15 protein-coding genes are annotated in these 13106 nt (G+C 37.7%); 2 read left to right on the top strand and 13 right to left on the bottom strand.

The window, feature by feature from the left end:
• Positions 1–27 precede the first annotated feature (27 nt).
• Positions 28–777 (bottom strand): IclR family transcriptional regulator, encoded by a 750-nt coding sequence (locus P4V41_RS15590; protein WP_328086018.1) that lies wholly within the window; start codon positions 775–777, stop codon positions 28–30.
• A gap of 396 nt (positions 778–1173) precedes the next feature.
• Here P4V41_RS15590 and P4V41_RS15585 point away from each other — a divergent pair, with 396 nt between their 5' ends.
• Positions 1174–2319 (top strand): histidine kinase N-terminal domain-containing protein, encoded by a 1146-nt coding sequence (locus P4V41_RS15585; protein WP_328086017.1) that lies wholly within the window; start codon positions 1174–1176, stop codon positions 2317–2319.
• Between the two features lie 81 nt (positions 2320–2400).
• Here P4V41_RS15585 and P4V41_RS15580 read toward each other — a convergent pair whose 3' ends face one another.
• The 7 genes from P4V41_RS15580 to P4V41_RS15550 all read right to left on the bottom strand — a co-directional run bounded on the left by P4V41_RS15580 (position 2401) and on the right by P4V41_RS15550 (position 9015).
• Positions 2401–3267: a dimethylarginine dimethylaminohydrolase family protein gene (locus P4V41_RS15580; protein WP_328086016.1), complete on the bottom strand. Its 867-nt coding sequence runs from the start codon at positions 3265–3267 to the stop codon at positions 2401–2403.
• Between the two features lie 209 nt (positions 3268–3476).
• Positions 3477–4295 (bottom strand): ammonia-dependent NAD(+) synthetase, encoded by an 819-nt coding sequence (gene nadE, locus P4V41_RS15575; protein ID WP_328086015.1) that lies wholly within the window; start codon positions 4293–4295, stop codon positions 3477–3479.
• Between the two features lie 15 nt (positions 4296–4310).
• Positions 4311–4925 (bottom strand): nicotinate (nicotinamide) nucleotide adenylyltransferase, encoded by a 615-nt coding sequence (gene nadD, locus P4V41_RS15570; RefSeq protein WP_328086014.1) that lies wholly within the window; start codon positions 4923–4925, stop codon positions 4311–4313.
• The gene (locus P4V41_RS15565) at positions 4918–6405 is read right to left on the bottom strand and encodes a nicotinate phosphoribosyltransferase (protein ID WP_328086013.1); all 1488 of its coding nucleotides are present in this window, start codon (positions 6403–6405) and stop codon (positions 4918–4920) included. The genes nadD and P4V41_RS15565 overlap by 8 nt, the downstream gene beginning before the upstream one ends.
• Before the next feature lie 24 nt (positions 6406–6429).
• On the bottom strand, positions 6430–6978 hold the full coding sequence (locus P4V41_RS15560) for a cysteine hydrolase family protein (protein WP_328086012.1): 549 nt from the start codon (positions 6976–6978) through the stop codon (positions 6430–6432).
• Positions 6979–7051: 73 nt separating this feature from the next.
• Positions 7052–7828 carry an NUDIX hydrolase gene (locus P4V41_RS15555; RefSeq protein ID WP_328086011.1) on the bottom strand — a complete coding sequence of 259 codons (777 nt, stop codon included), beginning with the start codon at positions 7826–7828 and terminating at the stop codon, positions 7052–7054.
• A 344-nt stretch (positions 7829–8172) separates the two neighbouring features.
• Positions 8173–9015, bottom strand: a complete 843-nt coding sequence (locus P4V41_RS15550) for a DUF4037 domain-containing protein (RefSeq protein ID WP_328086010.1) — start codon at positions 9013–9015, stop codon at positions 8173–8175.
• A gap of 282 nt (positions 9016–9297) precedes the next feature.
• On the opposite strand from P4V41_RS15550, the gene P4V41_RS15545 reads away from it, so the two are divergent.
• Positions 9298–9828, top strand: a complete 531-nt coding sequence (locus P4V41_RS15545) for a GNAT family protein (RefSeq protein WP_328086008.1) — start codon at positions 9298–9300, stop codon at positions 9826–9828.
• Positions 9829–9860: 32 nt separating this feature from the next.
• Here the strand turns inward: P4V41_RS15545 and P4V41_RS15540 are convergent, their stop codons facing one another.
• From P4V41_RS15540 to P4V41_RS15520, 5 genes are all read right to left on the bottom strand, one after another.
• The gene (locus P4V41_RS15540) at positions 9861–10547 is read right to left on the bottom strand and encodes a YqcI/YcgG family protein (RefSeq protein ID WP_198770369.1); all 687 of its coding nucleotides are present in this window, start codon (positions 10545–10547) and stop codon (positions 9861–9863) included.
• 110 nt (positions 10548–10657) lie between these two features.
• Positions 10658–11632, bottom strand: a complete 975-nt coding sequence (locus tag P4V41_RS15535) for a phosphotransferase (RefSeq protein ID WP_328086007.1) — start codon at positions 11630–11632, stop codon at positions 10658–10660.
• Between the two features lie 37 nt (positions 11633–11669).
• On the bottom strand, positions 11670–11975 hold the full coding sequence (locus tag P4V41_RS15530; protein WP_328086006.1) for a DUF2087 domain-containing protein: 306 nt from the start codon (positions 11973–11975) through the stop codon (positions 11670–11672).
• Positions 11965–12768, bottom strand: a complete 804-nt coding sequence (locus P4V41_RS15525) for a GNAT family N-acetyltransferase (protein WP_328086005.1) — start codon at positions 12766–12768, stop codon at positions 11965–11967. Before P4V41_RS15525 ends, P4V41_RS15530 begins: the two co-directional genes overlap by 11 nt.
• A gap of 128 nt (positions 12769–12896) precedes the next feature.
• On the bottom strand, positions 12897–13067 hold the full coding sequence (locus P4V41_RS15520) for a hypothetical protein (protein ID WP_328086004.1): 171 nt from the start codon (positions 13065–13067) through the stop codon (positions 12897–12899).
• Positions 13068–13106: the final 39 nt, after the last annotated feature.

Here is a 13106-nt window from a genome sequence, read left to right as displayed (position 1 = left end):
TCAACTCCTATTTTCATGTAAGCGCTATCATAAAACGCTAATATAACCCAGTTCCTTTGAAATTGACTCTGCTGTTTTAACGACATGATGAACCATTGAAGGGGTATCTTGGCCCAGCATATAAGATACGGGTCCTACCATATTTAGGGCAGCGATGATTTGTCCTGTATAAGACTTGATAGGCGCAGCGATCCCATACAACCCCATCTCGTTTTCGTTGTTGCTGATGGCATAACCATTTGTTCTTATAACATCAAGCTCATTTTTTAATTTTTCAACACATGTAATGGTATTAGGAGCGCGGCGAAGCAATCCCCTTGATATGGTCGGCTTAATCATGGAGGGGTTAAAAGCTAGCAATACTTTTCCTGTGCTTGTACAATATGCAGGTTTTGTATCGCCAATAAAAGTGGGGACAGCTACTGAATTTGAAGAAGCAACTCTTAGAACGAAACGCACTTCACCACGATCGAGCATTCCTATATGTACGGTTGTGTTAAACCTTCTGACAAGACCTTCGCACAATGGCAGTGCTTCCGTATTGATGTCTTGCTGATACATGACGTGATTGCTCCATTCTAGCAATTTCCATCCTAATCTATATTTTTTTTGACCGTCTTGAATCAATATGCCTTCTGAGCAGAGTGTACGAACTAAGTGATGAACAGTGCTCGCATTCATGTTTAATTTTTCTGCAATCTGCAAATTTCCTAGTGCTGGTTCATCTTTGGTGAAGCAATTTAATATCCTTGAAATTTTTTGAACAGATGAGATCACCAATTCTCCCCCTCAAACGGAAACGATTTAGTTGAAGTCAGCTTAGCAACCACCCCTTTCAATATGGGTTCATCGTATTGAAAAGGACGGACTTGTGCAATATAGAAATTTCACAATATGAAATTACATAAAAATTTTTAGAATAGTCGGAAAATAATAAAGGATAGTATTCATGTATAAAGAAGAAGTATAGGCTGAAGGTTTATGATAGTTTTCGTGGTCTCGAGTCGATTTACCTACCTATTTTCAAAATTTAATGAAAAATTTGTAAACTGCATGTAGCATTTCGTCTATATTTCCATTACTATATGTAGTATAAATACTTTTATATATCAAACGTTGGCTGAATCATATAATATTCTTTCCATGATTTTAATGTTGAAAGAGGTGCGAGCGGTGGACATAACAGAAAGTCTAATTACATACATGGATGATAACTTGACTACTTACTTACATGATTGGCACCAAAGAATCGTAATATCGAATCATGATGTACATAAAGAAAAAGTGAGAGAAAATGCCTTACATATGGTTGGGCTTGTTAAACAATCCTTACGAGGTGAGCTATCTCCTGAAAAAATTATGCACCTCGCACATGAAGTAGCGCTTCAGCGGTTAGAAGCCAAGATTAATATAGGTGAATTTGTTTATAATGTGAACCTTGGACGAAGTGAAATCGTCCGTTTCGTGACGGGCTCCGGCATTTCTATTGAACAGCTTCAGCCTGTAATCGAAACGATCAATTCACTTTTTGATGAGTTTTTATATCACGCAGTTAAGAAGTATACACAGTTGAAGGATATTGAGATTGAGGAAAAAACAGAATTCATCGATCAAAGTCACAAAGAACGTTTAACCATTTTAGGGCAGATGTCATCTAGCTTTGTGCATGAATTCAGAAATCCGTTAACAGCTGTTATGGGATTTGTAAAACTCATGCAGCAAGAAAATCCAAACATGAAATACATTGACATCATCAGTCATGAATTAACTCAATTAAACTTCCGAATCTCTCAATTTCTTCATGCCTCTAGAAAAGGGGTACAAGAACGTGAAGCGGAGGATTTTGCTTTAGAAGACTTATTCACGGATATCTTAGATTTTATGTATCCAAGTTTAGTCGATGCAGATGTAACGGTTATTCCGCGTGTTGATCCTACGATTACTTTGCGGGCACACAAGGACGAGTTGAAACAAGTTCTGCTTAATCTCATCATGAACTCGATCGATGCGTTGCGCCAGATGAAACAGAATCGCCGAATCATGATTTTTAGCAAGATCGAAAATAACGATAACGTACATATCACCATTTCTAATAATGGACCAGCTATTCCACCTGAAACAATCAGTACGATCTTCGAGCCCTTTTTTACAACAAAAGAATTAGGTACAGGGATAGGACTATTTGTGTGTAAAAAAATTATTGAAAAACATAACGGTTCCATCAGTTGTTCTTCAGATGACAACATAACGACCTTCACTATCGTACTTCCCCTTCAAGGTACTTCCCAGGAAGAAGAGATTTTTAAAATAGAAATGTAAAAAAGGAACTTGGAAGATGTCCAAGCTCCTTTTAATTCAGAAAAAAAACTCTTCCCCTTGCAGATACTACCGCATAAAGCTTTAATGCATCTCTTCCCGATATAATGGCATCGAACAGCAGCGGAAAGAGCCACCAGATTTTATGATTTCAGAAATGTCCACTTCGAGTGCTTCATAACCTCTTTCGCGAAGTGCCGCATTTACGTTTCTATTAATAGGTAGACTCAAAACCTTTTTGTTTCCGATGGATAACACGTTTGTACCCAACGTAAATTGTTCTTCTTTCTCTACTTCAATCACATTAAACGTTGAAGCAAGCATCTGATAGTCTTTTTCCTCAAAAGCAGGTTTATAGATCAGAGCATCTTCTTCAGACAAAATGTTAAACACACAATCTAGATGCAGATAAATGGGATCAAATGGTACTGGCACGACATTCATATGGGGCACCTGTGATTGAAGTTCTCGAATGGTTTCCTCAGATGTTCTGCCGCTCACCCCGATATAAACGGTATCACCATGGACGATTACGTCTCCACCTTCAATTCGATCACCTTCAATTAAAGAAAGGTTGATCTGGTGTTCTAACAACCAGTTTCGCAAGATTTTCTCTTCACCATCTCTAATGTTGCTACCCATACGCGACACGAATACTGTTTCACCGATTGTAAATCCTATATCGCGAGTGAAAACTTGTTCTGGGAACTTCTCCATCGCAGGCAGTTTATAAACGTCTATACCATTTGCTTTCATCGTGTCTACAAAGTGCTGATGCTGTTTCATCGCTCGTTTCATGTTAATATTATCTTTCGCAAAATGGCGCTGTGTTTCATTAATAATCTCATCGATCTTCATATATCTCGGTTCACACACAATTACTTTTTTCAATGTGCCGTATTCACTATCACAGTTCACGTGTTTGTATTCTCCTTTAATTACGGTAGCCATCTATAATCCTCCATACGCTCTTAAGGTATTTATAAGGCTCTTCCCTAAATCCATAGTCCCGTAAACGTTTTTTGCACTTTCTCTAGTTTATTTCTATTTTTTCCAAAAATAGCCGAAAGTTAACTTCTTTTTAAAATATTTTGGAAAATACAAAAAACAGCTGACTCAAAGGTTACCTCGTAAGTACCTTTTTGAATCAGCTGTTGTTATTATTGCCACCACTCATCGTGAGGAGATGCGGGAAGCTGTCTTTTATGTTCAGTTTTAAGATATCGTTCTTCAATTTTTTTTGCTGTTTGATCAGAAACAACTTTTCCTTCTAGATAATCGTCTAGATCATCATACGTTATACCTAATTCCGTTTCATCAGCTTGCTGAGGTTTTTCATCTAGTAGGTCAGCCGTTGGTTGTTTAACATACAGTCTTTCTGGTGCTCCTAATTCTTTTAACAACATTTTACCTTGACGCTTGGTTAAGCCTGCGAGTGGAAGGATATCTGCTCCTCCATCACCATACTTCGTAAAAAATCCTGTTATCGCTTCAGCGGCGTGGTCAGTTCCTATCACTAATAAATTCGTCTGACCAGCTACAGCATACTGTGTGATCATCCTTACTCTTGCTTTAACATTACCTTTATTAAAATCAGTAAGCGGTTGTGAAGCATACGTTTTATAGTTTTTTGCGAAGACATCTACTGTTTCTTTAACATCAAAAGAAATTCGTTGGTCGGGGTTGATAAAAGACAATGCGAGCTCAGCATCCTCTTCATCTCTTTGTATTCCGTATGGCAGGCGAACTGCAACAAACTTTACAATATGCCCTAATCCTCTCAGCTCTTCTACTGCGATCTGCGCCAACCGCCCAGCTAATGTAGAATCTTGACCACCACTTATACCCAATACGAATCCTTTTGCTCCTGATTTGATAAGGTAATCTTTTAAGAAGTTTATTCTGCTCTGTATTTCAGTCGAAGCATCTATATTTGATTTTGTATTAAGATCACTCATAATTCTTTGTTGTAAAGACATCCATAATTCCTCCTATCATTTGTACAGATCATGTTTTTTTATATATTCATAGCATGTTTCAGGTAACAGGTATCTTGGCTCGCCACCTTTAGAAAACTCATCACGGATATACGTGCTGCTGATTTCCATAGACAGTCCTTTATCGATCAGATGAAATTTTGTACCATCATCATGATTCCTTAGGATTGGAGAGCGAGAGATTGTTTTTACCATATTGATTTCGTCTCTTGCCATCACAATAAATTTATTGCTTGAGATTAACTCTTCGTCATACTTCCACTTACCGTCAGCAATATCAACCAACAGATCTGCTCCCATAATGAAGTACACCTCATCATCAGGATATTTTTCTTTAAAATGTTCCATTGTGTAATACGTATACACTTCCCAAGCTTCTTGTAGCATTTCATGATCATCTGCTATAAATTTATTATTATTTGAGATTGCGAGTTGAAGCATCTCCCAGCGATGAGTATCTGAGGTTTTCATCGTTTTATCTTTTCTTTTACTTGAGCACGGCAGAAAAACCACTTTATCTAGTTTACAGCGATGCAGAACGGTACTTGCTGTCCAGAGATGTACATTCGTTATCGGGTCAAAAGATGATCCATAGATTCCAACCTTACCCATTGTGTGATTCTCCTTCCCCAATGAATAACATTACTTTTGTTTGTACTTCCTGAATGTTCTTCATCTTGTTATCCCAACACGCTTGACTAAGATCAACTGGATATTCTTCGGGATGCATCGTCCGTTTGTATTCGTCCCATAATACTTCTAGATTCTCTTTTGCAAAGAGCTGTATCTCTTTAAGAGTGGGAGCTTCATAGACTAAGTTACCTTCTACAAAAATGTCTTGGTGAAGCTCTTTCGCTTTAAAGTTTGTTACAAATTTACTGATAAACGTATGAACGGGGTGAAACATTTTAAGTCTAGCCTCTTCTTGAGGCGTTTCATTGTCCAGTGCAATATAGTCGCCCTCGGATTTATTATTTAGTGTATTGATGATTCGATAAACTTTTTTCAAACCAGGAGTTGTTACCTTTTCAGGATTACCACTTATTTTAATCGTGTCTACCATATTTCCTTGATCGTCTTCAATAGAGACAAGTTTGTAGACCGCTCCTAAAGCAGGCTGATCATAAGCGGTAATCAGTTTTGTACCGATACCCCAAGAATCAATCTTCGCACCTTGCGCTTTTAGATTGATGATTGTATTCTCATCTAGATCATTTGAAGCAATAATCTTAGTATCTGTAAATCCTGCCTCGTCGAGCATCTTTCTGGCCGCTTTTGAAAGGTAAGCGAGATCTCCACTATCTAAACGAATCCCTTTAAAGTTGATCTTGTTTCCTAATTCTTTAGCAACCTTAATCGCTGTTGGAACACCAGATCGCAAAGTATCATACGTATCGACTAAGAACACACAGTCTTGATGACGTTTGGCATATTTATGAAATGCCGTATACTCATCACGGTACGTTTGGACGAGAGCATGAGCATGAGTACCTGCAACAGGTATGCCGAATCGTTTACCTGCTCTAACATTAGACGTAGCTTCAAAACCACCGATAAACGCGGCTCTTGTTCCCCAAATCGCTGCATCCATCTCTTGAGCTCTGCGCGTTCCAAACTCCATCACTCGTTCTTCTCCAACTACGTGTTTTATACGAGATGCTTTTGTAGCAATGAGTGTCTGGTAGTTTACAATATTTAATATAGCTGTTTCAACGAGCTGAGCCTCTGCTAATGGTGCTTCGATCCGTATGATAGGTTCGTTTGCAAAGACCAATTCTCCCTCAACCATTGAACGAACAGTTCCCGTAAATTTTACTTGCTGCAGATACTCCAAATAATCTTCTCCGTACCCTAGTTCTTCACGGAGGTAATCAATATCGCTCATTGTAAACTTGAAATTCTTCAAATAATCTATTATTCTTTCTAACCCTGCAAATACCGCATATCCGTTCCCGAAAGGAAGTTTGCGAAAGAAGACTTCAAACACGGCCTTTTTATTATGAATATTGTCTTCCCAATATGTTTCCGCCATATTAATCTGGTAAAGATCTGTGTGCAGCGTTAAACTATCATCAGCATATTTATTGTTCATTTTCATTACCTCCAGGAGAATAGTTTAGATAACTTTTGCGTTTAAACAACTCTTAAAATGTCCTAATGCCCACTCATGTCCTGCTTGGTTAAAGCTCGCTACCCCATTTTCATGAACCACAATCTTAAGTCCAGCATTGTAAGCATCAATAGCTGTATGAAGACAGCAGATGTCTGTGCACACTCCTACGATGTGAACCTCTGTAATACCACGTTCGCGAAGCTTCATTAATAAATCTGTTCCTGCAAAGGCACTGTATCGGGTCTTATCCATCCAATAAACATTTGAATTTGTTTTATGTGTTTCATAGACTTTTTGAAGATTTCCATATAGCTCACGACCCGGTGTACCTTCAATGTTGTGTGGAGGAAAAAGCTCGTTCTCCGGATGAAATTTATCATCGTTATAATGCTGATCAATGGCAAAAACAACAAAATCACCATTCTTTATAAATTCTTCCGTGATAGAGGTGATCTCACGCTCAATATCCTGACCAGGTTTCCCACAAGTTAGAGCACCTTCATCTGCAACAAAATCAAATGTGTAGTCGATGTTGATTAACGCTTTTTTCATATTAAATACCTCCTAATATAATTTCAAAATAACTATTAACAATTCGTTAATTATTGTTGGTAAAAAAAATTGGTTAGTATCGTGCTGTATAGATGGGCTTTATAACATCCATCTCAATGAATGTATAAAGTTTTGTTGCTCTCTTTGATGTTCTTGTTGTTGTTTTTCCTTGAACTTCTTGAATAAAAGGAAGAGATTTTATCTTTCTTGAAAATGACTGATCACTTAAAATTGCAGGATCATCTGTTACTGTCTTTAAAACCGCTTGAAGTTCAGAATAAGTAAAGTTTTCTGGCAGAAAGTTTCTAGCTACCGTCGTTTGCAACAGATCATTTGTGATTACTTGGATTGCATCTTCTATGATTTGTTTATGATCAAAAGCTAGATCCAGATTCAATACATCTTTAATGGAGAATAATTCAACATCAGCTGCATCATCTTGCGCTTTTCTTAGCGATAAATACGTATCTGGAACAATTGCATAATGTGCGTTTGAGATGATCCATCCTCTAGGATCTCGGCCTGGTTTGTCGTAAACACCAAATTGTTTAATATGAATTCCAGAGATATTCGTCTCCTCTTCTAGTTCTCGTTTAGCTGCTTGAAAGCCAGTTTCATCGTCTTGCACAAAACCTCCAGGAATTGCCCACTTGTTTGCCTCAATATTTGTATTTCCTTCAGAATCAAATCCTGCTCTTTTTATTAGCATGATTTTAAGATCCATCGTGGGAGGTTTATACGCCTCATTTTTTTCTGAAAGTATTGTAAAAACGCAAATATCGGAAGTATAACCATCCGGTGTACGATATTTATTAATGTCGTATTGTTTCAAAGCTTGCTCGTTGGACAATTGTGCCCCTCCCTTTCAATTAACAAATTGTTTATTGTTAATTTATTTATATTCTATTTACCTCATTTTGTCAACGGTTAAACAATATTTTTATCATTTTATTTCAATTGTGTTGCTTTGGGTTTATACTTATCGCGATTTGCAGTTATTGTAGCGTAAAAGTTGCAGACTACTACTAGTTGAGAGGCAAATGCTTGTTCCGCGGAAAGCGAGCAGTCTGAAAGGGAAATTAACACGTTCAAGATAACCCCAGCTTTTTAAAAAATAAAAACCACCCGAGAAGACGAATCCACCCGGATGGCTATTTCTATTGTGTATGCAAAACAGATTTTTTATACTAATAATCAGCCTTTATTTTCCGGACGAACAAAGCTCATCTTTCCTTTGTATACTGTTAAAAATGGAAGGTCAGGGTAATGTTTCTCAACAAGATTAAAAACCTCTTGAATCAACAGCTCTAACTCTTTTATACTTTCATGAACATCTTGTATGAGAATACGGGATAGTCTTTCATCTAAAGAATCGGGTTTTAATGTGAAAAGCTCGCTGTATTTGTGCATCCACTTAAATGACGGATGATGGATGTACAATTTATTCAAACCAAATAGTGTTCCGAGCAGTTTTTTTTGAACACCCACCATCAGATCATACAACATGATCCACTCGTTCCTATCCAACAGAGCATAACGATTATTCCACCTACTCCATAAAGCTAGATTTTCTTCAATCATGTTTTGTGCTAATTGATCTGGATAAACTTTAACTTTCTTTTTTAGCTCATTAATCAGTTGATCTCCGTACAAACACACTCCATAAAACACAGATGAAGCCATACACTGTTTGCCGTAGTCCACTTCATATTCTTCCACTACTTCTTTTATCCACTTTTTTGCTGTGGATGTTAAAAAACTGCTGATCTCAAGCTTTACATTCTGAGGTGTTAAATAACTCTCTGCCCATTCTTCCTCTTCATGCGGATGAAATTCAATGACTGATCCACTTACCGCATGGATTGGAATCATCCTGTCTTCATCTGTCGGAGGCTCAGACCAGAAAATATTCAGTTCGATATCCGAGTGCTTGTCTTCCCAGCCTCTTGAAACAGAGCCCGCCAATAATACTGCCTGTACTTTTGTGTTCTGTTGATAAATAGCCGCCATTTTATTAGCTATCTCTTTTAATATCACTATTAAATCTCCCACTTTCTTCTAACGGAACTTAATCTTTAAAGTCTACTAACATATGTAAATTATTGATAATATAAGATTATCATAAATTAAATAATTATCGCCTATTACGAGTAGCTATGAAAGTATAAAGAAATATGCTATCCCTCCTCAAATTTTGGAAAAATGGAGCGGAATTTTCAGCTTAATTAGGAGATTTTCTTAGCATGATTATTAAAATAGCTTTGGCGTTCTTGCCGGTAAAGTTTTATAGAAAAGCCTACTGCAGAATGGTGTGATGAGATGTTAAAAACAAGTAGAATTCTTTTTCGAGAGATAGTTGCTGAAGATTGGAGATCGATTCACCAATATGCCTCACAAGAGATTGTATCTCAGTACCAGCCTTGGGGGCCCAATCTTGAAAATGATTCTATTGCGTATGTGAATGAAGTGATGAACGATGCAAAGAAAAATCCTCGTATCCGATATGCCTTTGCAATCGTTGAAAATCATTCAAAGAAGTTAATCGGAGCCGGAGAATTACAGATTACCTCTTTGACAAATCGTGTTGGAGAGATTGGTTATGTGATTCATCCAGATTATTGGGGAAAAGGCTTTGCCACTGAAACGGGGCAACTATTGCTTAAGTTTGGTTTTGAAGATGTGCAGCTTCATCGCATTTTTGCCACATGTGATCCTAGAAATAAAGCTTCAGAAAAGGTGTTGATGAAACTAGACATGAAGTTAGAGGGCAAAATGCGTGAGAACATCCTGCTCAAAGACGGATGGCGTGATTCACTCCTATTCAGTATGCTAGAGCACGAATGGAAATAGAAAAAAGAACTCAAAGAGTCCTTTTTTACGTTTTATTTATGGTGAAACGGACATTTTCCTGTTATCGGTTCAACGTCATCTCCAATAAAGTATTGTTTCCATTCACGGTGTTCTGGATCCCCGTAATGACTGATGTTTGGGTGCTTCGGAAGGTTATCCCACTTCTCTACCCGCTCTCGAACTTTTTCTCGAGACATCGCTCCACCTGGTGATGTACCCTCTAAGCCTTCAAAAATTCGACGAGGCTGAAAACCGAGAACTAAGCTATTCCCAAGATCTCTTGTTTTTCTTTGTTTGTATGCGGGGGCATTTCCGAATACGAAATAAGGCTCATTATCAAATGAAAAAGCGAATAAGTGATGGTCCGGATCTTTCGGAATATGCTCTGGCCATGGCTGATTGTCTGTTTCGTGCAGTGACTGAAGCATTTTCCAAAAATAATCGCGGTAATACGGAATGTCTTTTTCCTCTTTCTCCGGCTCGACAAATACAAATAATCCGTGACGAATCAATTTAGGTGCGTCAAAAAGTTTGTTAAATTCTCGAATTGCCTCAGGCAGGTTCGACCAATCATCATGCGTCACATAGGCATAACGTAGCTCTCCCTTATTCTCAGCGGCCATTCCAAAATAACAAGGAAAGGTTTTGTTTGTAACTGTTTCATGAAAAGTTTTATATTCCTCGATTACCCACGCTGGTACTTTTTCTGGATTCGTCATATCTTCTTTTTTCAGCAAACATAATTGTTTCGTCTCCACTCAACCACTCCTCTAATCTGTTAATGAGGAATTTCCCTTAAGCCACTTGGTTAAAACATGAATGTTGCATCTTATTTTCCACATTTCATCATGTTTTCTAATTGTTCGTGATGCCGAGCTAACCAGACCATCTCTTGCTGAAATCGTTTTGGAGGCTCTCCTTCATGAGGAGTGACATCGATCCACCATGTACTCTCCATGTACCAGACCAGTTTTAGTGACATCACTAACCTTTCAACTGATAATTCATTTGTATTATTGTATCCTTTAAGAAATGCCTGGACAGCTTTACGATTTAATGTATTATTTTGCAGACATGTTGAGATGATCAGTCTGCCTATATCCAATTCTAAGAAGTCATAGTTCATTCGATCAAAATCGAGAATTGCCGATATGTAATCACCCGAAAACAGCAAGTTATCTACCCAAAGGTCGCGATGGCACCAGCCAGGGGTGAGATTTCCAAACAGCTCTATATTAAACGCTAAGGTTGCAGCCATTTGTAGCTCCATCAAAGAACGGACATGATCTAATCCTTGTTCATCACACTTATTGATTTCAGATTGCCAATATTCCACACGTTCTGCTATAGAAGGAACCTTAAATACCGTTTCTGATTTTGCTGCTAATGTTCCATCATTTAATAACGCGTGCAGCTTTCCAATTTCTTCACCGACAGAATGCATCTGTTCACACGAAACATTACCAGGCGGATTTAACATTCCTTCCATAAAACGCATAACAGTAAAACGTTCACCTTCTGCTGAATTCTGTAAAAGATCACCTTTATACGACAAGAGTTCAGGACAAGCTAACCCTTTTGAGAACATTCTGTTTTGTGTATGAAGAGCTGAACGTATCGTTTGAAGATCGTATCTTTTCATTCGCTCTTTATTGTATTGCTTTATTAAGAAAACACCTTGATCCGTTTTGATCTTCCATTTTTGATTGAGCCACCCTCGATTGATCCGTGTGCATTCCTCCACTTTCAAAGCAAACCGTGCTTCTGTTTCCTTTTTTAAAGAAGTCCAAAGACTTTCGTTCAATATCTCTGTCTCCAAATACTCCACTACTTTCTAATTATTACTTGAGTTCTTGCCATTTTGTCCAAAGCGATTTCTCTCTTTTTATGTAATTTCCTGCATCTCGGTCCATGTATCCGTTCACAATAAATTCTCTGCGAATCGTACAAAAATCTTCATGATAGGTCTTAATAAATTCATTGATCTCTCGTTCCGAAAAGGACTGATTGTCATTTAGCTGCTGAACTAAATATTCTAATACCACCAACTTCTTCTTCTTTTGAGAAGGAATGTTTTTCAAACGTCCCTCTTTGTTTAAAAATGCGTTTAATACACTCTTTTGATAGTTTTCTAGGCTAGTTGTCATTACGGTTGTTCCTCTCTTTACATGAATTGATCGTCCATTTTCCGATGTCTTCAAACCCTAACCTTTTATAGATTCGACCAGCTTCTGGGTTGTCATAAAATAATGTAAGTGTCTTATTTTCCTGAAAAAGGTTATGCATCAGGTGTTCTACACAGAGGCTTGCCAGTCCTTTTCCCTTTTTTTCGGGTAGGGTACAAACTCCTGAAACCATTGCGGAAACTGATGTCTCGCAAACAGTAGATGCTGAAGAAATCAACTGGTCATCTTCCTCAATTACGAATATCCTAGACCAACCATTATTCATCTGATCAATAAAAGATTCTGGATTATATTCCCTCTTAAACTCAGGAACTTCTTGATAAAATGAAATGAGCTGAGGAACTTCTTCTTCTTTTAAACATCTGACTAAATCAGAATGGTTATGATTTGATGTGGGATCACATTTTGCATAATAATAACTTTCGCGTTTGTTATAACCGTCTGTAATGTATGGTTCTATCTCTTTCGTTATACGCTCTATTCCATTAACTTGTTTCTCATTGATATCGGCATTGATTATGTCCGCAAAGATCTGCATATTACATTCTGTTTCCCAATACGGTGTATATTTGTTTTTATACTTACACAGCACAGCGATTAACTCATCATTAGAATCAAACTGACCCCATAGCGTTTGGATGGCCGCTTCGTACCCATATGACTCTATCCCCCACAGTGTAAACAGGTTTTCTGCTGGTTTTTTGCTCAGAAGTCTCATAACGTTTTCATGATCATTTTGGTTTAATATTCTCATATGTTTTAACCCTCAACTTATACAGATTGGGATTGCCTCTTGAACCACCGCTTACTTTGCTTCTTTTTGCTCCCCTCCCAATACCCACTTACCATAATATTACATACAAGAGAGAAAAAACAGAAGTTTCAGATTAAATACAGATCTTTTACGGTACGTGTTCTTATTTCTGTTACACGTTCGCCGACAAATAGGCTCTTTCCACCTGTAGTCACACCGTAACCACTTCTAACTGTGAGCTCACCACCTGAACGATGGCTCATTTCACCGATAAATCGCAACTCATCACCTATAAGCAAAAAAAAGGACTTCCCTTTAACTAAGGAAGTCCTCAATTT

The organism is Fictibacillus nanhaiensis, assembly GCF_036213205.1.
GTDB lineage: Bacteria > Bacillota > Bacilli > Bacillales > Fictibacillaceae > Fictibacillus > Fictibacillus nanhaiensis_E.
Note: the sequence above shows the minus strand (reverse complement) of the source record. Positions and strands in the feature narration are given on the sequence as shown.